Below are 20965 nucleotides of genomic sequence, written 5' to 3'. Positions count from 1 at the left end.
ACTCGGCCTAACCCATTTTACGTACCTGATTTGTTACTTTCTAGTTAACCGTCTTTCCAGCGAGAGTACTGGGGTCTACTGTGGAGAGTATGAAAGCTCCATTAGCAGGGGACGTCCTTGATGCCCGTTCACGCCCCCTGCATGACTTGCGGATTTCGGTCACGGACCGCTGCAATTTCCGGTGCGTGTACTGCATGCCCAAGGAAATTTTCGGCCGTGACTTCGTCTTCCGTGAGCGCTCAGAGCTGCTCAGTTTCGAGGAGATTGAACGTCTGGCTCGCGTTTCGGTGTCCCTTGGTGTCACCAAGCTGCGTTTGACCGGTGGTGAACCATTGCTGCGTCGCGGCATCGTGGACCTGGTGGCGATGCTGTCCAAGCTGCGCACCCCCGAGGGCCAGCCGGTGGATCTGGCGATGACTACCAACGGCTCTGCTTTGCCGGTGCTCGCCCCCGCATTAAAAGCAGCCGGCCTGAACCGCGTCACCATCTCCCTGGATTCCTTGGATGATGAAAAGTTCAAGGCCATCAACGACGTGGATTTCCCGGTCTCCAAGGTTCTGCAAGCGATTGAGGTGGCCCGCGAAGTCGGCCTGGGACCGGTCAAGGTTAACACTGTCATCAAACGCGGTGTCAACGACGGTGAAATCCTTTCCCTGGCGGAGCACTTCCGTGGCACCGGAACCATCCTGCGCTTCATTGAATTCATGGATGTGGGCACCACCAACGGCTGGAAGCTCGATGAGGTGCTGCCCTCGGCAGAAGTCGTCTCCATGATCAACGAGCGCTGGGCGCTGGAGCCGGTGACAAAGAGTGAACCGGGCGAAACCGCCAACCGCTGGCGCTACGCAGACGGCGCCGGAGAGATCGGCGTGATCTCCAGCGTCACCAATGCCTTCTGCGGCAACTGCTCACGCGCCCGGGTTTCGGCCGAGGGCCAGCTATACACCTGCCTTTTTGCCGGCTCCGGCTATGACTTGCGCCAACTGATGCGCGACGGGATCAGCGATGAAGATCTTGCTGCCGCGTTGACCGGACACTGGCGCAAGCGCGATGACAACTACTCGGAGCTGCGTGCCGCGCTGAGCCCGGGCAACCGCAAGCGCATCGAGATGTCCTACATCGGCGGCTAGCCCATCGTTTTCTGCCCGTCCAAGGATTCGCGGATGATGTCCGCATGCCCGGAATGCTGGGTGGTTTCGGCGATGATGTGCAGCAGCGTACGGCGTACCGACCAGTGGGTGTCGACAAACCACGGAGCTACGGGCAGTTCGTGGACCGTATCCAGATCCACGTCGGCTAGCAACGCATCGGTGCGGTTAGCTACCTGCGTATAGTTTTCCAGCAGCTCGTCCAGGCGTTCTCCGGGCAACATCCGCAATTCGTCCTGGAAGGACTCAATTGCTTCAGGTGGCATCTTGCTGAAGTCTGTCCCGTCCCAAGCCATGGCGGCCCGTCCCTTGACGATGAATTCCTGCCACTGCTTCTCCACTGCGGTTACATGCTTGACCAATCCTCCGAGGGTCAGTTCGCTGTCGGTGGTGCGCTGCGCCGCCTGCTCGTCGCTGAGTCCGCGGACGGTGAAGCGCAGGAAATGACGGGCGTTGGCTAGCGCCTGGAACAGGTCCGCGCGTTCCCCTGTCAGGACGGTTTCGGTGATGGCCATGGTGTTCATAGTTGCCTCCTGGCATAAGCTGCTGCCGGTATTTCCGGCTGTTATTACCAGAGTAGAAACAATAAGTGCCAGTTTTTGTCCGCAATTGAGGCAGACTTGTTGCATGAGTACCAGCACCAGATTTTTGCGTTTGCTCTCCTTGCTGCAGACCCACCGCTACTGGTCCGGCGACGAGCTGGCGCAGCGGCTGGACGTCAGCTTGCGCACCGTACGCCGGGACATCGACCGGCTGCGCGATCTGGGCTATCCAGTACAGGCAGATCGTGGGGTGGGCGGCGGCTATCAGCTGGCGTCCGGCGCTGCCCTGCCCCCACTGGTGCTTGATGATGAAGAGGCCGTGGCGCTGGTGGCCGCGTTGCAATCCACCGTTCACTCAGGTTCTTCCGTACTGGCCGAGGCCGCGCTGCGGGCGATGGGCAAAGTTGTGCCGGTGCTTCCGGCCAGGTTGAGACAGCGGGCGCAGGCACTGACTGCGAGCACAGTCCCGCTGGATTCGCAGTCACCCGCACCCGATCCTGTGGATCCCGCGGTGCTGGTGGCCTTTGCCCAAGCATGCCGCGACCATGAACGAATCGCGTTCGACTACCGGGATGCCAAAGGAGCCCCCAGCTCGCGCAGGGTCGAGCCGGTACAGCTGGTGAATGTGGGCAACCGCTATTATCTGGTGGCTTTTGATCTGGATCGCGATGATTGGCGCAGCTTCCGAGTAGACCGTGCACAGAACCCCTCACCCAGGGCGTTGCGGTTTACGCCCAAACAGGTGCCTGGTGGCGATGCTGCTGGTTTTGTCCGAGCTGGACTGCGCGGGAGCGGCCATCCCGAGGTGAGTGCTCGGATTCACGCCAGCGTCGAAAAGCTGGAGCCCTTGATCGGCCGGTGGTTCGAGATCCAGCAGATCGATGCGGATAGTTGCCTAGTGCGCACCGAGAATATGGATCTGCGCTGGGCGTCGTTCGGACTGGCAATGAGTGAGGCGCGGATCAGCGATGTTCAGCCGAAGGAACTGCGCGATCTGCTGAACTCGTGGTCAAAGAATTTGGTACAGGGCTCCGAAGAGTAACGGTGGAATGCCATGCTCAAAGTTGTTGAAGATAAGCAGGTCCGCCATTCGCGGAGCAACAAGCCTTTGTCCTACTGAGTCTGGCGATCCCGAGTTGCCGACCGTGGATGACTGACGTGGTTTCCTCTATCAAGGCCGGGAAATAATGTCCAAGTAACCCAAGAAACGAGCCTGCACCGTGAATATAGTGGATAGTGCCGTAGTTTCTCTCTGAAGAGTGAACTAATTGCCGGACTTAGGGGACCAGAGTTCCATGAGCATTTGCTGTGCTTGCTGGTCAGTGAACCTTAAGATCTCGTGCGCAGGATGATGGAGTTGCTATGAAGGGCTGGTCTCACTCGAGCCTGACAGCTGGGGAGGCGCTCTTCGGCAACCCGCCTGCAGACGCTTCTCGCACCGTAGGCAACCAGATGACCATCTGGTCAGTCACTTGCCCTCCCTCTTGGTACTCGGTGACCAGTGCGACGAATTCTATGCGCAGTTTTTCACGGTGTTCATCGCCTTCGAAGCCGAACGCCTGCAGTTTTCCGGCTTGCTCGTCGGCTTCGCGCTCGAGCCGGTCATCATAGGCGGGAATATCTGCCGCGTTCATCGTTGGCTTCTGCATGTGGAAGTGCGCTTCCAACCCAACAGGCGAGACATCCACGGTGCTCCAGTGCCCTGCATCGGTGACCAGAAACGACCTGCGGATCGGCGTGCCGATGCGTGCCAGCTGGTAACCGAGCTCCTCATACTGTCGTGGCTTTGTCATCTTCGAAGCTGATCAGAATCACGCCGGTGACATTTTCGATGCGTTCAACGATGCTGACGACTTGATGAACCCATAGTGCTGTGCCCCCGGTTTCGGCGACGTCCACCCGCAACGAGGTGAGAAGCTTCCACTCGTCCAGCAGTTGCAAGGCTAATGAGGAGGTCGGGGTGAAGCCCAAGGAGGTGATCAGGTGGGCGACGAGGTCGGTCTGGTTGGTGATTTTTGCGTGAGACATGGTGGTGTCCTTTCGTGGGGTGAGGGGGACGTGTTGCCAGCCACCGTCCCAAGCCCTCCCCCAGTTGTTTTTTGCCTGCTGGCGAAATGAAATGAAGCGGGGCCAGCCGCAAAACCCATCAACCCGTCAGGGGTGCGAAATCCACGAAAATCTTTGACCGGAATAAGCGACGCAGGAGCGCGGGCCAAGAATTTCTGGGTGCAGCACGCCCGAAGCGCAGCGAGTGGCTTGTGGGTTTGGAGGTGGACCGTACACTCCGAAGGACAGCAGCAAAAAACAGAAAAGAAGAACGGACGGAGTCCGGGCAACAGCCGGCCGCGCCAGCGGACGCCGATTACTCTGTGTGCGAGCTTGCGAGGATGCAGAGCTCTGTGGGTCAAGACTGCGGGGCAACGTCCGGTTCTCAAGATTTGTTACTGCGTTGATCCGTGGTATTGGCCCACCGCGAGTAAAAGATAGCAGGGCAGGCGGTGCTCTGGGCGCCTCATCACGAGGCACCCAGAGAACATGATGTATCGGCCTAATGACCTACTTGCCGAAATCTGGGTTGAACGGTTCGCAGAGTCCATCGATCGGCCGGAATTCCTGTGGGTTCAGCCCTTCCAGAGCGCTTCCCGGTTCCGGTACCAGCGCGCGGCCACATCCCCTTCAACATAGGTGCAGTAGCCGAACAGTTCCCCCGCCTCATCTTCCGTCTTCGTGACGGCGAAGATAATGTACGGCCACGACCCTAGATCCCACCCGTCACGTCCCCACGAGGACAGCTCGTGCCAACCGGTACCGGTCAACCTGGCCATCCAGTCATACCCTTCACCATAGATATCCCGATGGGGCGTATCCAAGACAGTGACGGTTTCCTTGGTGCTAACCACCTGCCCAACGTCTCCCCCAGTTGTTTTTTGCCTGCTGGCGAAATGAAATGAAGCGGGGCCAGCCGCAAAACCCATCAACCCGACAGGGGTGCGGAAACCAGAAAATCTTTGGCCGGAAGAAGCGACGAAGGAGCGCGGACCTAAGAATTTGTGGGTGGAGCACGCCCGAAGCGCAGCGAGTGGCTTGTGGGTTTGGAGGTGGCCCGTACACTCCGAAGGACAGCAGCAAAAACAGAAAATAAGACCGGACGAAGTCCGGGCAACAGCCGGCCGCGCCAGCGGACGCCCGATTCAGGAAAATGAGCAACAAGGTAAAATGAAGAATCAGGGCGGCGAGCGGAACCCTTTAGCTCAGTCTCGCCGCCCCTTTCCAACCTATGAGACCGTTCACACCTTGCACAACGCCTGTGCTGATCCAATAGATACATGCAGCAACCCCGTTCTTGCATGTGCTGCAATCATTATCCTGTGTAATCCCTGAACCTCCCGAATAGGCCTGTATTGCTCCACCTGCTCGGTTTATGATCGAAGTGCGAACTCACAATGCGCACACAACTGAATAACCTTTTCGCGAGGTCGAGCAAGACGTTCCGGGATATCCTGGAACGTCTTCTCACATTGTTGGCACCCGGCAACGGAACCGATGAAAAGGAACCCACGATCGGATTCAGAGCTTTGACGCAAAAGCTCTCCGGCTCGCGTTATGATTCCCCTCCCGCTGATGAATAAAAGCGCGATTCGCCTACCAACACCGCAGCCCGAAAGCATTATTGCGGTTCAGAAACGCAGCATTGCAAGTATTTCCGACTCGCCCAAACGGTACACCGTAGAGCTCCATCTGCGAAGATCGCACTGCTCCTGCCCGCTCGAGACTTTCAAGTACTCACAGTGCGCTGCTCATCGCCGCTACAAACGGGCGAAAGCCGATCCCGGTCCTCGAAACCGAGCTGTTAACGACGATCGGCTAGTGACTCAAGGGTTAGTGACGAGGCATTCGGTTGGCTTGTGACTGGTAGTAGTGTCGATTGAAATCTTTTTGCCATCGATGGAGATGCTGCAAGCAATCTCGTCTGTCTGCCCGTCCGTGTATTTTGCCAACACCAGGATCTTCGTAATGCTCTCCCCTGCAGTAAGCTCGATAGTTTCCTCGAAAGGAAGGGATTGCGAAGTCATATTCCCGCTGCTCTTCTTGCCAGCGGAGGTAATGACCAGAGTCTTGACTAGGGCTTGTGCCTTGGCACCGTTCACTTGTAGTGCGACACTTTGAGTCTTTGCCGTTGGGCTACTCGATGAGCTGGGGTTGCTCGAGATGGCCTTGGGTGCTTGCGTAGGCTGTATCGGGGAAGGGCTAGCAGATGTGGAGGTCAGGGACGTCTGCGCAGGGGGTTGCTCTGACGTAGTGCAGGCGCTCAGTCCGAGGCCGGCGGCAAGGAGCATAATGCTGATGGCGAGAGATTTTGTCTTAGAACTCTTCAGATGAATCACCTGTTAACATTTTCAGAATGGCCGATGGAATGCGAGTCAGATCGGTGAGTTTTTTGACTCCTAGGAAAACTTCTTATCCACAAGGCAACAGATAACAACCTCACGTGGCACTCTGGCTGCTTCAGGATGCACTGTGACTGCGGTTTCATCGCGCGCCACACAGGAAGATAGCGCTGCTTCCCGCGTATGACCTTCGCGTCCTAGTGATGAACGAACCACACTCTTCGTGTAAGTCGCCAACTAAGAACCGCGTATACGAATACTATGGCAGTCCTAATCGCGGCGGCGATCCGCGCCCTGGAATAAATGATGGGGGTCGACGCTGATGATCGGTCCACCCACGGTTAGCTAAGGGTGTTGTGGGATTTTCCGGAGGAGAAAATGGCAAAAGACGAGGTGGAAAACAGCACAACGCGCAGTGCCCGATGAGACTAGAACCTCATCGAGTACTGCGCGTCGTGATGTGATCATGCGGTTACTTCGCGTACTTCACCAACTTGCGGTTCACGAATTCCTCCATACCGTACTTACCTAGTTCACGACCGATGCCTGAACGTTTCACGCCACCGAAAGGTAGCTCCGCTGCGGTACCAGAGGGCTCATTGATGCTCACCATGCCACTTTCCAGGCGATTGGCGATGCGCGCCGCACGCTGCTGATCAGCACTGTGCACCGATGCTCCCAAACCGTACTCCGAACCATTGGCAAGAGCTACGGCCTCATCTTCGTTGGCGACCTTATACAGAACTGCCACAGGGCCGAACAGCTCCTCCGAGTAGGCGCGCATCTCTGCGGTCACGTCAGATAGGATGGTGGGCTCGAAATAAGCGCCATTGCCTTCTACCGACTTACCACCAGCAAGCACTGTGGCACCCTTGTCGATAGCATCCTGTACCTGAGCATTCAGTCCTTCTCGGGCGGCCGGTGAGGACATCGGTCCGATGAAGGTTTCGGCCTGCGTTGGATCTCCGACTTTCAAACCTCCGACCAGTTCGGTGAACTGGGCGCTGAAGGAGTCGAACACGGAGTCATCCACGATGAAGCGTTTGGCCGCGTTGCAGGCCTGACCGGTGTTTCCGAAACGGCCGAACAGCGCGTGGCGGACTGCTGCCCCGATATCGGCATCGTCCAAGACAATGAAGGGGTCAGAACCGCCGAGCTCTAATACCACTTTTTTCAGGTTGCGCCCGGCGATCTCGGCAACCGCAGCCCCCGCACGTTCCGAACCGGTCAATGAGACCCCCTGAACCCGACGGTCGGCGATCATATCAGCCACCTGCTCGTTGCTGGCAAAAACATTCACATAGGCACCTTCAGGTGCCCCAGCATCTTTGAAGATTTGTTCCATGGCCAGCGCAGACTCCGGACATTGCGGGGCATGCTTAAGCAGAATGGTATTACCGATCATCAGGTTAGGTGCCGCGAAACGGGCTACCTGGTAGTACGGGAAGTTCCAAGGCATAATTCCCAGCAGCACGCCCACCGCTTCCTTGCGAACCAGCGCTGTGCCTCCGCTAGCCACATCCAACTGCTCATCGGCCAGGAAATTCGGTCCTTGCTCCGCGTAGTAGCGGTAGATGGAGACGACGATATCGATCTCGATCCCTGCCTGGAAGACTGGTTTGCCCATCTCCCGGGTAATGATTGCGGCAAGTTCGTTGCGGCGCTGGGAATAGAGGTCCGCCACTCGGTGTAGCAATGCCGAACGCTGGTCCACGGCCATGTCAGTGAGGACCGGTCCGCTGGCGGCGGCCAGTTCCAAGGCCTGCTGGATCTGTGGATCGGTGTGCTGTGGGTACTGCTTTTCTACCAGGCCGGTGGCCGGGTTGGTGACCGCGTATATAGTCATGGATGCTCCTTGCGGGAATCGGGATGCTGGAAAGGTCGCGGCGTAGATGCCTAAGGCAGCGCGATCGCTTGGTCCACCACAATATGGATGACACAGGGCTGGCCGCTGGCCACTGCTTGTAGCGCACGTTCAACGGCCAGCGGGATTTGTTCGTCGCTGGTAATGTGCTCGCCATGGGCACCGAAGGCACGGCCAAAGGCAGCGAAATCAGGGTTACACAGCTGAGTACCAGAAACTCTTCCTGGGTAGTGGGATTCCTGGTGATCGCGGATGGTGGCGAACTGGCTGTTGTCCATCACCACGGCCAGGATCGGCGCCCCATACTGCACTGCGCCGGCCAATTCCTGACCATTCATCAGGAACTCCCCATCACCGCAGATGGCCACGACCATGCGCTGGGGACTGTGCTTGGCGGCAGCCACGGCCGCCGGGATCGAGTAGCCCATAGACCCGTTGCGGGTGCCCAAAGCCGAGGGGAAGACATTGGTCGGCATGTACCACTGCGCCCAAGCGGTGTGGTTACCAGCACCGACCGTGTTCACTACGTCAGCGGGCAGCTTCGCAATCAACTCACGCATCAGCACCGACATATGGGCAGTGCCTTCGCGCGTAGGAGGTAGCTGGTCATCTGAGGCAATGGTGCTTAGTTCCTGCTGTGCTCGACGCCCTGCCTCTCGCCAGCGGTCCCACAGGGCGGCGCGGCCCAGCTCGATACCCTGCACACTGCGCGCGAAGGCAACCGGAGAAGCCAGCACGTGGGCACTGACATTCCCGGAACGCCCGCGCAGGGACGCATCGGCAGTGATCAGGAAGTTGACTGCGTCAGGATTCTGGCGCAAAGTGAAACCATCGGTGCTCACATCTCCAAGCACAGCACCAACGCACACTAGTACATCAGCGTCCTTCAGCATGCCTGCAGCCACGTTGGAACGCCCATATCCCAGCGAGCCGACGTTGACCGGGGAGCCAAATGGAATACGGTCGGAGGCATGCCAGTCCTGGACCACAGGAATGCCATTGGCTTCAGCGAAAGCAGTGACCTGCGCAGCGGCGGCTGGGGTCCACCGCTGACCGCCGACCATGATCAGCGGCCGCTGAGCCCCGTCTAAGGCCTGAATGATCTGCTGCAGTTCTTCAGTGGAGACCGCGCCCTCGGTGACCGGAATCGGTGCGGTCAATTCACCGGTGAAATTCTGGGCAATGATGTCCTCGGGCAGACCTACGACGACCGGCCCGGGGCGCCCTGAGGAAGCGGCGAAGAAGGCCTCCGCGACCACTTCAGAAGCACGGCTGGCTTCGTCAAGCACGAAGACACGCTTGGTTTGGGTACCGAACCAGGCATGCGGATCGAACTCCTGGAAGGATTCGCGCATCCGGTCGGCCACAGGAATCAGCCCGACGAAGAGCACCATGGGGGTGCCGTCCTGCCAAGCCGAATGTACCGCAACGAAGGCGTTGGAAGCGCCAGGGCCACGAGTAACCATGGCAACCCCGGGCTGGCCGGTGAACTTGCCGTGAGCCTCAGCCATATAAGCAGCGCCGCCTTCCTGCCGGGCCACCACGTTCTCGATCCTCGCCTGATGCAATCCGTCCAGAACGGCTAGGTAAGACTCTCCAGGCACGCTAAAGACGCGTTCTACCCCGTGCAGGGCCAGAGAATCAACGATCGCTTGACCCGCATGCCGAGGAGTGTTCATGGAACGGGTTTCACCGGCGGATGAAAGAATTTCATTTGTGGTCTTAGAGGGTGCCATGGGACACCTCACCTCCAACTACTGTGGCCAGGACCTTGGTCTTGGCGATATCTGCGGAATGGATTTTGTACAGGTCTTGGGACAGCACCACGAAGTCAGCCAAATAGCCAGGTAGCAACTTGCCTTTGTAGGTTTCCTCGTGCACCGCGTAGGCGCTGCCCACCGTGTAGGCATAAACCGCTTCGGCCACGGTCAACCGCTCGGCATCGGTAAATGGCTGACCGCTGCTGGTGGTGCGATTGACCAGTGCATCGATGTTCAAGATCGGGTCCGCACTGACCACCGGCGCATCGGTGGAACCGGGGATGACCAGGCCAGCATCCAAGAACCCCCTGGCACGATAAGCCAGTGGCTGACGTTCCTCCCCTACTGCTGCTCGCACCCCGTCGCCTAGCTCATGGATGAATCGGCCCTGCGGAACTGGGACCAGTCCGAGCTGGACCATCCGGGCGATCTGTCGATCTGAGCTCATTGAAGCATGCTCAATGCGGTGGCGAGCATCAGGACGTGGCATCAGCTGCTGGGCCTCGGCCACGATGTCCATGATGACCTCCAATGCAGCATCACCAATGGCGTGCATGGCTAGTTGCCAACCAGCCAGGTGAGCACCTATGAGCCGTTCGCGCAGGGTCTGCTCCGGGAACTGCAGATATCCGCGGTTACCCTCATCAATCTCGTAGTCACAACACATGAAGGCGCTACGCCCGATCAACGATCCATCGGAAAGGACCTTGGTGGGGCCAATTCGGAGGAACTCATCACCCATACCTGAACGCAAACCCAAATCCAGCGAATAGAGCGGATGGCCCTGGACGTTACTGTCATCCAATGGGTGCAAGGTAGTCAGATATGGCATCACAGTGGAGCGCACACCCAAAAGCCCGCGGTCCTTGGCCAGCTGGTAACCTGCTACATCAAAACGAGACATGCCAATATGGTCCGGAGCACCCAAACCCGGTTCAGTAATCGAAGTGACCCCGAGCTTCAACAGCTCCCGGGATCCCGCGGCAACCAGATCGGCAACGTCCTGGAGATCTTTGCCTGGGATGTGGTCTTGGATCAATGAGCGGGCGGTTTCCTGCAACAACCCTACGGCACGGCCCTCGTCATCTTGCGGCACGGCTCCCCCATCTGGAACCTGGATACCGCGTCGCTGCGGATATCCGGCCAGTTCGAAGGCAGCGGTGTTGGCCACCCCCATATGGCGGGAGACGTGAATCAGATAGACGGGATGGCCGTGGCTCACTGCGTCCAATTGCTCAGCGCTTGGGTGGCAGTTGCCCAGAAAGTTCTGATCATACCCGGCACCGATGATCCATTGCCCAGGTGCAGCGACCTCTGCGGCGGACTCAATGGCGGAGAGCAACTTCTGCATCGAAGAAACTGTGCTCGGACGCAGGTCCACTTGCGTGCTCATTTCGCCTATATGAGTCATGTGGCAATGAGCGTCATTGAAGCCCGGCACCACCGGAGCTCCTCCCAGGTCAACTACACGTTTAAACATGCTTTTCGCAACCTGGTCATCCACGCTAATGACCCTTCCCCGGTGGATTCCGAGGGCATTTACCACCGGACGCCGGGAATCCTGGGTATAAAACTTCCCGTTTGTGTACAAGACATCAAACATTTTGCTTCCTCCATTGGGTAAAGAACGTCTCTCCCCAGTATCGGAACCCAATCCCATGCTGTCTAATGCATATAAATTCTATTATCTATGCCAATAAAGCATGATCATTGCGATTGAGACCACATGTCGCCAATCAGCGGAGCACAGGGCATAAAAATTTAGCAGACGGCAAGACTTAGGACGCCGTTTCGTCGTAATGCTGGCGATTGGAAACCATTTCACTTAAACGTCCAGCCAGTTCACGAATCTTCTGCTCCGCGTGGTGCCCCCGACGCCAAGCCAAATACATGCGCAACGACAAGGGTTTGGCACTGGCTTCCCCAGAATTCTCCATTATGGGAATGCCACGCACACCGAAGGCCGGATATTCGGTACTGACCCCCACCCCACGCCCAGCAGCCACAAGTGCATGGGAGACCAACCCGTCATCACATTCCTCATAATGGCCATGCTGCAGCCCGGCACGACCCATAGCCTCATCAAAAATTCGCCGACTAACCGTCCGGTGCGGCGGCAGAATTAGTCGCTGGCTGGCTACATCAGCCAACGTGACGGACTGCAGTTGCTCCTGACTCCATGGGTGCGCCGCGGGCACCTGCGCCCGTAACGCCACCTCACCCAACATTACCGAGATAAGGTCCCCCGAGGGCACCGTCGGACTGATAATGAAGTCCAAGCCCTGGTCTAGTTCATCCTCCAACCCGAAGTGCCCTGCCTCACGGGCCACAATGGTCGGATCTTCAGAGCCCAATTGGGAAATGAAGTGCGAGAAAAAACCGCGCAGCGATGCCGCAGTGGCTGCGCAAGCCAATCGTCGAACCTTCCCGGTTCGCAGTTCCTCAACAGACTCCGCCAAATCCCGTGTCTGGACCATGAGTTTGCGGGCCATCGGCACGAATGCTCGGCCACTGCTAGTGAGCACCAGTCGATTGCCACGAGTTTCAAATAGTTCCAGACCCAACTCGCGTTCCAAGGTTTTGAGTTGTCGGCTCAAGGCAGGTTGTGCGATATGCAACTCTTCGGCGGCAGCAGTGACTGTGCCATGGTCGACCACACTGATGAAATACTGGAGACGACGGAAGTTCATGCCTTAAAGATATCAACTACCACCCCGCCCGGGCAGCCACCAGACGCGCCAGCTTGGTCCTGCACAGGACCAAGCTGGCGCAATAAGCACCCGCAATGCTGGCACCGAAACCGGGGCCATGACGGGCCTCGGCTTCTAACCTACAAAATGGGAAAACCACCTTATTTCATTCAACATCGCGGGAGGATTACCTCTGAGTATTCCATTTCGGCATGATTTTCAACCCAAACTGGTCTTAGACGGAATACCTTCCCGGGGAGGAGCATGGAGTCAAGAAATCACCGTGGTGCGCCTCACAGCCACCTCCACCGCAAGGAATCACCTATGAGCACTCCCAGCAGCTTGACGCCGCGACAGCGTCAGACCCGGGCGACCGCCGGCGCCTTCGTCGGCACCGCCATTGAATGGTATGACTTCTTCATTTTCGGTACCGCAGCCGCCCTCGTTTTTGGTAAAGTCTTCTACCCGGAAGCAAGCACAGCGACTGGCCTATTAGCATCCTTCGCCACCTTCTGGGTCGGCTTCTTAGCCCGGCCACTCGGCGGGGTGCTCTTCGGCCACTTAGGAGACCGCTTCGGCCGCAAGAACGTCCTAGTGGCGACACTCTTCCTCATGGGAACAGCCACCACGCTGATTGGCTTACTACCCAGCTACAGCACCATTGGTGTGGCTGCGCCCATCGCCCTAGTCGTCCTGCGCGCGGCACAGGGCCTAGCCGTGGGCGGTGAGTGGGCCGGCGCCACACTCATGGCAACCGAGAATGCCAGTGAAGGCAAACGCGGCATGGCCGGCGCTTGGGTCCAGCAAGGATCGCCAGCAGGCTCAATCATGGCGACACTTGCTTTCTTGATGGTAGGCACGCTGGACGATGAAGCTTTCCTTAGCTGGGGGTGGCGCCTACCGTTCCTCTTCTCCGCCGTACTGGTAATTGTTGGCCTAGTGATCCGCGCAAAGGTGGAGGAATCAGCTGACTTCATGAAGTCCCGCACCGACCAGGAAGTAGTCAAGGTTCCGGTAGTGGAAGTATTCCGTACTGCCTCAGGCTACGTCTGGCTCGGAGTCTTGGCCTCGGTGCTCGGTATTGCCATCGCCTTCTTCAACAATACTTTCCTGTTGTCCTGGACCACTTCCCCGGCGGAGGCAGGGGGCATGGGCATGGACCGCCAGCTCATCTTGAACATCCTGCTATTCGTTGCGGTGTTGCAGTTCATCTGGCAGCCAATCGCCGCGAAGATCGCCGAACGAGTAGGCGGGGTACGTGTCATGGTCGCTGGCTTGTTACTGTCTATGGCTAGCATCATCCCATTGTTCCTGGCCATCATGAGTGCCAGCGCCGTAGCCATCGCGGTTGCCTTGGGCATCTCTGTGCTCGGTGGCACTGCCTATTACGCGATGCTCGCTAGTTTCCTATCGCACGCATTCCCAGTCAACGTCCGTTTTACTGGCGTGGCCTTGGCTAATGGCCTATGCGCCTCATTGATCGGCGGCTCCACCCCGCTGATCGCACAATCGATTCTTGGGGCAGCTGGCCCGTGGGGCGTGGCCGTATTCTACGCGGTGATCGCGGTTGCTACGATCATCGGGGTCGTTGGCCTAAACCGTAAAATGACGCGCCGAGACCAAGATCTCCCCGCAATGCATCACTAAATAATTAACTCCTAAATCCTGCCCCGCGCAAGCCTCAACGGACATAAACACTCCATAGTGGCTTCCGCGGGGCATCGTTCTTCCAATGATGCCAACTCGTCGAGGCCTCCTTCTACAGTCCGCGCCGGAGAGCTACTGACCGACGGGGAGAATCTCCTGAGGTTGCGTTAGACTCACCCACATCAACAGAGGCTTGCATCATCATTCTGGCCGACAAATTGACCCCACGTCAGTGGTTCATTTTCGCCCTTTCGTTAAAGTCCCCCTTGGCAGGACGTTCGCATAGGGGTGGCCCAAAAACTCTTGTAGTTACATCCGGGCCTCAATTGAGCTATCCGTTTTCTACGTGAATTGGCACCACTGTCCCACAGGCTGTGGGACTTTTACCTGGGGGCACATCCGATTCCTGCTCGACAAAACTAGCCGCCGATACCCGGGACTGCTCCGCCAGCGCAGCCGGCAAACATGGCTGGTCCAGGAACGTACTCCTATACATGGTCATGAACAAGACCCTTGAACGCACAGGAGCGGCATCTACCCGCCCTGATTCAGATCTTGTACAAAAAATGGCCAAGAATCCCTACGCGCTGGAATTCCTAGGGCTAACCGTAGACGTGGCCGAAAGCGATCTCGAGCAAGCACTCATGGACCTGATTATCGAGACACTACGAGAGCTTGGCCCTGGATTCGCTTTCGTCGGCAGACAGCTACATTTCGACGTTGACGGCGACGACTTCTACCTGGATCAACTGTTCTTCCCTGTGGGGCAGCTACATTACGTCGTTGTTGAACTCAAAACAGGAAAGTTCCAGCTCGGATACGTGGGCAAGCTGCAGTTCAATATCGCCTTGGTAGATGACAAACTACGCAGATCCGCACGCTCCCTACCGCAGGAATTCTCATTTGCGGAATCCGGAACGAGCACACAGTGCGCTACGCATTGAACAGGTCCAGCACTCCCATTGCGATAGCAACTTACACTTAAGAAACGTTGACCGCCCCAGAGCAACAAGCACTACCCGACGCAGAGGACGTCGTCGCAGCCTTGGACTGGACCACCCCCAGATGACTGATAATGCCCTAGGTTCGCGCTGATAAGGACTCGGGCTACCGCCTGCACGAGATGGCAAATTGTCCAGCCACTGACTGGACAATTAATGAACACCACCCTTCACTTCATACAATGCATAGCACAATGCTTCAAGGTGAACTTAATGAAGTGTCAATAACGTTCGTTTAAGACACACTTAGAGCAGGCTCCCATGGAGTGCGACGGTTCGCAAAGTGCTCACCTGCAACGCGACGCGTGTCTGGCCCCTTGCCCAATACGTCGAACCTCTATGAGGTCTAACTCAACCAGTCCGGAGACCAACCAGACTGGTTGAGTTGCCGTTCCGTTGCACTGGCTCCCTGCCATGAAATATTCAGAGGCGAGAGGAACCTCTGAAGGGCTTGGAAGGAATCAAACCTATATTCCACCTCCGATGCAGGCTGGAAAGTCTGATGATCACTCGTTCTGAGCGCAACTACCCAGAACCCGGTGATTTGTTGCAGCATCTCTTCTTTCGAGACGTGAATCCAATCATCAGACTTTTCACGGAGCTGGCCAAAAGACGGAAGATCTTCAACTTCAACAACGATGTATCTACTCGGAAAATCACCGCTTTCGGTTCTCCCCAAAAATTCTGACTGACCCAGCCCCATATTCCATTCCGATGGCCCGATGTCATCATGTGCGGCACTCAGCGCATCAATTTCCTGCAACCGCTGAACATAAGCCAGTTCCAGCGCGTCCGTCCTGGCTCTTTTCTTCTTCTTCCCCCACATGCGCTGTTCCGCCCCGATATTGATCGTTGTTATTAGAAATCGACTGTAGCGGATTCCCATGAACAGGTGCTCATGAGTCGCAGTTCCGTTTATGGAACGCACAGTGGGATGCCGCGTCCGCGTTTTTTACCAGTGGCGACGGGAGCGCCTCGTCCAGGTAGCTCGCGAGTCGTGGCGACACGGTACGACCTTGAACCTCGCCTGGAAGTAACGCGGCGATAATGGTCTGCATGAGCGAAATTCAAGGGTTGCGCGTAGATTTCCCTATCAAACGCCAAGCGGTCGGACTGGGCGTCCTCGGTTTGGTGCTGTCAGCGGGAGCCCTGACGGGTTGCTCGGTATTTCAAGATTATTCGGGCGATACCTGTGACGGGCGTAAACCTGTTGAGTCCATTGAGCAAGCCGGCACGGATCTGGTGACCGCGGTTTATGCCGGTGACCGCAACGGGGTATGCCGGGTCACTAATGCATTCCATGATGTGGATCTGGATGATGCAATGGTGGCCAAAACAAGGGAGCTGCTGGCCATTCGGGGAATTACCCCACAAAACGTCACGGTGGTGGTGCGCGAACAGTTGGGAAGCGGCGTTTTTGCCGAACTGACAGATGGCAGCAACAACAAAGCCCATTCGATCAAGGTGGATGGCATAGCTGTCCGCGGTGACGGGTACACGATCCTTCTGCCACAAGAGGTGTATCCGGAGATTCCCGAAAATGCGACATCACCGTCAGCTTCGACGAGTACTTCTCGCTAAGAACGTCGACGCCGTATGGGGAACCTCCTATGGGACGGTCGGTTCTCTAGGGGAATTTGCGGGGCAGTTTGCTGATGGCCACCGCTTCTGCCGGGATCCCAGACCACGTTGTGCGGCTATCTATTTGCAGATTTGACCGGTTGGAAGCACCTCGAGCGTGGTCATCATCGTGACGGAGGCAGTGTCTTTTTCATCCGGATTGTTGTAGGTCACTTTGAGGGATTTCGCGTTCCCTGGTTCTGCTGTGTTGCTTAGTCCTAGTTCGACCTGAATCGCTGCGGTGTCTCCATCGGCAATGACACGATTCGTGTCTAGCTGCAGATCATCCCCAGGCCCTCGAGTTGCCACGTTCTCGTTGCTGAGAATTCCGAACCCTTGCAGTTCAAGGTTGGTGGCGTCAACGAGCTCCACCTGGGTGATTTCTGCCGGGGTTTTTCCTTCGTTTTGCAGGTAATTCAGGGCACCAAAAAATTTCCCACTGGTGCTCGCTGGCCCGCATACAGACGCGGGGGCATCCTCTGAGATGGCAAGTTTGGACTGAGTGGAGCTGCAACCGGTGACCAGGAGCAAGCCAGCAATTATTAGCGGCAGGATTTTCGAAGGTCTCATGTCATATTTCTATCATGTGGATGACTTGGCCTTTCAAAATATCTGATGCTGTTCAACATGCACGCGGCAGGAACCGCAACCGGGACGCTGTTGACCGGCTTTGATAGTCGAAGGTAACTAGGGCGACAAGATTTCCCAATAGCGTACTGGTGCATGCTTGTATATTGGTCCCATGCGCGCCATAGAAACAGTTCACGCTGAACCACGCGACTCAGATGATTCGCCCTGCTATCGAGTCAATTTTTGGGAACAACCTCGTCCTGGGTACGGATGGAACTTAGATGCTTTTGTACTGGTTGAGGTGAAGGACGTGTCAGAGGCACTCCGTTGGGTGGAGGAACACGCGAATGGGAGGCTCTTCGAACTGTTCGCAGAAATGGACTCCGAGCCCGAGAAACCGTTCGACGCTCCGCGAAAAGCAACTCTTGTACGTTTGCTCGGAAACAACCCCAATGCCGGTTAAACCTGTGAAGGTATCAATATTTGACGTTTGGTATTAGCCCTAAATGATGTTTCGAGCGGTCCCAGTAGAAGAACCTTCTGCGGGACGCCGCGCTCCACACATTTCTTTTTGCAGACCCATCAACCTTGGATCCTCATCGGCGCTACAAACATCGCTGGATTGCCAGTTGTTAGCATGAGACCATGCGAACCGCCACAGCTATATCCACCATTGCACTTTTAAGCTTGCTTCTTTGCTCGTGTTCGCCAGGTGGAGTGAGCATACCGTTGGGTCATGAAGACCTTCCGCAATGCCCTCCAGCTTTGATTGAAGCAAATGGCCTGCGCGATCTCGGAGAACCTGGCTGTAACTTGCAAGGGTCTTCTCTCGTTCTTCCAGGTGGAACAACCTTAGAAGTTGGCGAAGTTGGAGCAGTCCAAAGCCAACAGTTCATTTCGAGCGAGGGGTCTCAAAACTCAGAGTATTTGGTGGTGAATTGGGGTGTTCCTGGCGTAGGAGTCAGCAAAATTACGTCTGGGGAAACCGTCAGTTGGGCAACTAGCGATGCTGCACGATACCTTCAAGAGCAACAGCTACGACTTTAGGCTTTCAAGGCGCCCGGGCACTAACCTCATACGGCACACCAACGGACAGAACTTCGCTTTCTATCTGCGTTGTTTTGTAACATCACGGCTTTTCGTATTGCCTCTATTTGGATACTAACCCGGAAATGAGGACAGCAACCGCCAATCCGTCATGGCCTGTTAGTCGCGAAAATGGTAACCCAAGCCTTTACTTCTTTACTGAGTTCAAGTTGCACTTCTTTAGCACCAAGGTCTGTCCTCAATACGGATATATTGCTCATTACACTTGAATCGTCTCCGCAGTCACTACCACCGAGTTTAGTACCACTGCTAAGCGCTATGTCCCAGGTCGAGGAACCCTCGCAGGAAACCATGAACCCAACTGAATCGAATCCAGCGGGCACCTCACGGATAGGCAACTTACCTGATCCGTCGCTCTCCACCTCGCTGAGTATTTGACTTGGCCTGGCGAGTTTCTGCAGAGATTCTGCATGCATTTTATAAGTTTCAGTTGCAGTTCGATTCTGCGCGCTAGACGTTAAAGAGGAACTATCCGTCTTTATTGCAGGCTCTGTAGCTCCTGGAGTAGAACCGCCCGTGCAGGCACCCAATAGAAGAGCGGCGGCCGATAATACTGAAGCTACTCCAAGGATACGCATTGTCATGAACAAAGATTATCCTTCTCTCAGATAAAAGCAAGACTTCTTGGAAACTTTCTCAGAATAAATTTCTTTAGATAAATAAGTTCACAACATCGGTTCTTTTCGATCAGATTGATCAGAAATTTTTTGGTTCCTGATCTGCAGTGGTGCTGACCATCGCATATCAGCCGCTGGTGCCAGTGGCACCTGTCTATAAAATCGTCTTACATAGCACCAATAGAGGAACGGTCTACGGGACGGGAGCGTTGCATCCAGACTTGGGTATGCTAGGAAATCTTTGATTCAACAGGGACGGCGGAAATGCGAAAAATGAGTACGTTGGCAATCAGGGGCTGGATCAGATTCGTTACAGGATGCCTTGGTATGGGTGTCGGGTGGATCATTTGGTCGGCGCTCTGGGCCAATTTCACAGCCGAGGTGTCGCCAGAGACTTTCGAGAGCGTACGTAGCTCAGGCACGTTTGGTGCCATGTGCGGACTTCTTGCTGCGTTCCTTATTGTCGGCTCCGGGCTGTTCATATCGATTCTGGCTGATCAGGTAGTAATCCGGGTCAACCGCGCTAAAGTCACAAGTTCAGATTCATAAGTTCTGCAGAGACGCCTCCATCGCCAGTTCGGGAGCTGAAAGTCCACTGCCTCGTGCCGGCAATCCGCTGGTAGCTCGTTGCAGAACGACACGTAAGTCCGGGCGGGCTCGGCCAAGCGAGTTCACATATCCGGTTTCGATGGAAAGTGCTTAGCTTGCCAACAGCGAGTCACGCGGGGATGCAATTGCGTGGTCGTATGTGGAACCCTGACCGGGACGGATCTTGTTCGGAGGCTTGTCATGCGAGTACCAAGTTGCTTAACCAGAAGTAAAGTGATTGACTCAACCGCATGGAAAGTAAATCGGAGAATCCACGGAACCCAGCATCCGTGCGTGAGTCGCTCAAGGCGATCAGTACCGACCGTGGTCGGATCGGTGAACGAATCACTGCAGAAACGTGGTGGGGTGCACCTGCGCAGGGCTTGGGCGCTGCGCTTATCATCGTGGCCCCCGCGGCCGGGCTGGCATGGGCATGGCTGCCCTTTGTGCTCAGCGTCGGGATCTTCATCGGTGTTGAGGTGCTTTTTCGCAAGCGCAGTGGCCTCCGCATTACCCGACCGGCGGGTCCTCGCGGGCTCTGGTTAGTGGTTGCGCTCTTCTTGAGCACCTTCTTTGCGCTGATGATCAGCCTGGTGCTCGCGCTGCTCGGTTTGATCGGGTGGGTTGTCGCCGTAGCTGCGGCCGCGGGTATCGCCACCGCGCTCATCGTCGTGGAATATGACCGCGCGTATGCGGCCGAGGTGCGTCATGCGGGCTGAGCCTTACTTTAATGAGGCGATCCACGCACCAACCCGGCTGCGTCTGTGTGCACTGCTGCGCCCGCTTGCCGAGGCGGACTTTGCTGTAATTGCCGCAACACTGGAGCTCAGCGAGGCCAACCTGTCAAAGACCGTAAGAAACCTCGTCGAAATCGGCTATCTCGTCACAAGCAAACAGGCGTCCCCCCAGCGTACGGACGCGCGCCAGACGACAAAGGTCAAGCTCACCGCGCAGGGTCGCCGGGCCTTCGATGGGCACCTCGCGGCGCTGCGGTCGATGGCGGGCGACTAGGGCATTTCTCCCATATGTGCCGTGATTGACGCACGAGCTTGGGCATGACCCTTCTGTTCCGGGGTTTTCGTCGTTTGAGTGATGCGCATCGGGCGGTGACCACCCCGTTGTTCCCGTCGGATCAGGGGTGGTGTTCTCATCCGTTTGGTGAGGGCCTTCATTTCGTGGACGGGATCATTTGCACGGGACGAACACCATGCACCCGGCCAGGGCGCCTCAGGGTCCCGTAAGCCGGTCCTTATACGGGATAGCATTTCGCTTGACTTGAGCGGTTTTTGAAACTTCGAATTCTCAACGATTTGAGATTCCCGTATACCCCGCCCGAGAAAATGCCCGGTGAAGGGACCTTATACGGACGCCACCCAGACCATCCTCATCACCAGACGATCAAGTTGCCGATTTGTTCGAAGGA

At 56.6% G+C, this 20965-nt stretch carries 19 protein-coding genes; 7 read left to right on the top strand and 12 right to left on the bottom strand.

The window, feature by feature from the left end; all coding sequences use genetic code 11:
• The first annotated feature begins 89 nt into the window (after positions 1-89).
• Positions 90-1130, top strand: coding sequence for a GTP 3',8-cyclase MoaA (gene moaA, locus ACX5K5_RS02210; protein WP_441664467.1), 1041 nt, complete (start codon positions 90-92; stop codon positions 1128-1130).
• Here moaA and ACX5K5_RS02205 read toward each other — a convergent pair.
• Positions 1127-1672, bottom strand: coding sequence for a DinB family protein (locus ACX5K5_RS02205; protein ID WP_459174969.1), 546 nt, complete (start codon positions 1670-1672; stop codon positions 1127-1129). The genes moaA and ACX5K5_RS02205 overlap by 4 nt on opposite strands.
• Positions 1673-1775: 103 nt before the next feature.
• Here ACX5K5_RS02205 and ACX5K5_RS02200 point away from each other — a divergent pair, with 103 nt between their 5' ends.
• On the top strand, positions 1776-2732 hold the full coding sequence (locus tag ACX5K5_RS02200; protein WP_459174968.1) for a helix-turn-helix transcriptional regulator: 957 nt from the start codon (positions 1776-1778) through the stop codon (positions 2730-2732).
• Positions 2733-3066: 334 nt separating this feature from the next.
• On the opposite strand, the gene ACX5K5_RS02195 is transcribed toward ACX5K5_RS02200, so the two are convergent.
• The 8 genes from ACX5K5_RS02195 to ACX5K5_RS02160 form a co-directional block, all read right to left on the bottom strand.
• Positions 3067-3483: a hypothetical protein gene (locus ACX5K5_RS02195; RefSeq protein ID WP_459174967.1), complete on the bottom strand. Its 417-nt coding sequence runs from the start codon at positions 3481-3483 to the stop codon at positions 3067-3069.
• Positions 3461-3718, bottom strand: coding sequence for a hypothetical protein (locus ACX5K5_RS02190; protein ID WP_459174966.1), 258 nt, complete (start codon positions 3716-3718; stop codon positions 3461-3463). Before ACX5K5_RS02190 ends, ACX5K5_RS02195 begins: the two co-directional genes overlap by 23 nt.
• 593 nt (positions 3719-4311) lie before the next feature.
• A complete protein-coding gene (locus ACX5K5_RS02185; RefSeq protein WP_459174965.1) occupies positions 4312-4590 on the bottom strand; it encodes a hypothetical protein in 279 nt (92 codons plus the stop codon).
• A 972-nt stretch (positions 4591-5562) separates the two neighbouring features.
• A complete protein-coding gene (locus tag ACX5K5_RS02180) occupies positions 5563-5763 on the bottom strand; it encodes a hypothetical protein (protein WP_459174964.1) in 201 nt (66 codons plus the stop codon).
• Positions 5764-6550: 787 nt separating this feature from the next.
• Positions 6551-7924, bottom strand: coding sequence for an NAD-dependent succinate-semialdehyde dehydrogenase (locus tag ACX5K5_RS02175; protein ID WP_459174963.1), 1374 nt, complete (start codon positions 7922-7924; stop codon positions 6551-6553).
• A gap of 50 nt (positions 7925-7974) precedes the next feature.
• A complete protein-coding gene (locus ACX5K5_RS02170) occupies positions 7975-9678 on the bottom strand; it encodes a thiamine pyrophosphate-dependent enzyme (RefSeq protein ID WP_459174962.1) in 1704 nt (567 codons plus the stop codon).
• The gene (locus ACX5K5_RS02165; RefSeq protein ID WP_459174961.1) at positions 9665-11305 is read right to left on the bottom strand and encodes an amidohydrolase; all 1641 of its coding nucleotides are present in this window, start codon (positions 11303-11305) and stop codon (positions 9665-9667) included. The genes ACX5K5_RS02170 and ACX5K5_RS02165 overlap by 14 nt, the downstream gene beginning before the upstream one ends.
• Positions 11306-11480: 175 nt before the next feature.
• A complete protein-coding gene (locus tag ACX5K5_RS02160) occupies positions 11481-12392 on the bottom strand; it encodes a LysR family transcriptional regulator (RefSeq protein WP_459174960.1) in 912 nt (303 codons plus the stop codon).
• 324 nt (positions 12393-12716) lie between these two features.
• On the opposite strand from ACX5K5_RS02160, the gene ACX5K5_RS02155 reads away from it, so the two are divergent.
• Both ACX5K5_RS02155 and ACX5K5_RS02150 read left to right on the top strand, forming a co-directional pair.
• Entirely contained in the window at positions 12717-14039 is a 1323-nt protein-coding gene (locus ACX5K5_RS02155; RefSeq protein WP_459174959.1) for an MFS transporter, read from the top strand.
• Between the two features lie 500 nt (positions 14040-14539).
• Positions 14540-14983, top strand: a complete 444-nt coding sequence (locus ACX5K5_RS02150) for a PDDEXK nuclease domain-containing protein (RefSeq protein WP_459174958.1) — start codon at positions 14540-14542, stop codon at positions 14981-14983.
• 403 nt (positions 14984-15386) lie between these two features.
• Here the strand turns inward: ACX5K5_RS02150 and ACX5K5_RS02145 are convergent, their stop codons facing one another.
• Entirely contained in the window at positions 15387-15926 is a 540-nt protein-coding gene (locus tag ACX5K5_RS02145) for a hypothetical protein (RefSeq protein WP_459174957.1), read from the bottom strand.
• A 170-nt stretch (positions 15927-16096) separates the two neighbouring features.
• Between ACX5K5_RS02145 and ACX5K5_RS02140 the strand changes: the two genes are divergently transcribed.
• Positions 16097-16621 carry a hypothetical protein gene (locus ACX5K5_RS02140; RefSeq protein WP_459174956.1) on the top strand — a complete coding sequence of 175 codons (525 nt, stop codon included), beginning with the start codon at positions 16097-16099 and terminating at the stop codon, positions 16619-16621.
• Positions 16622-16741: 120 nt separating this feature from the next.
• Here ACX5K5_RS02140 and ACX5K5_RS02135 read toward each other — a convergent pair whose 3' ends face one another.
• Together ACX5K5_RS02135 and ACX5K5_RS02130 are read right to left on the bottom strand one after the other, a co-directional pair.
• Positions 16742-17230, bottom strand: a complete 489-nt coding sequence (locus ACX5K5_RS02135; RefSeq protein WP_096254756.1) for a hypothetical protein — start codon at positions 17228-17230, stop codon at positions 16742-16744.
• Positions 17231-18426: 1196 nt separating this feature from the next.
• The gene (locus ACX5K5_RS02130; RefSeq protein WP_141392876.1) at positions 18427-18921 is read right to left on the bottom strand and encodes a hypothetical protein; all 495 of its coding nucleotides are present in this window, start codon (positions 18919-18921) and stop codon (positions 18427-18429) included.
• Between the two features lie 872 nt (positions 18922-19793).
• On the opposite strand from ACX5K5_RS02130, the gene ACX5K5_RS02125 reads away from it, so the two are divergent.
• The gene (locus tag ACX5K5_RS02125; RefSeq protein WP_459174955.1) at positions 19794-20261 is read left to right on the top strand and encodes a hypothetical protein; all 468 of its coding nucleotides are present in this window, start codon (positions 19794-19796) and stop codon (positions 20259-20261) included.
• Positions 20251-20553 (top strand): transcriptional regulator, encoded by a 303-nt coding sequence (locus ACX5K5_RS02120; protein WP_096254751.1) that lies wholly within the window; start codon positions 20251-20253, stop codon positions 20551-20553. The genes ACX5K5_RS02125 and ACX5K5_RS02120 overlap by 11 nt, the downstream gene beginning before the upstream one ends.
• Positions 20554-20965: the final 412 nt, after the last annotated feature.

This window comes from Glutamicibacter bergerei (assembly GCF_054495185.1).
The sequence above is the reverse complement of the archived record's forward strand: the minus strand, read 5'-3'. Positions and strand labels throughout refer to the sequence as shown.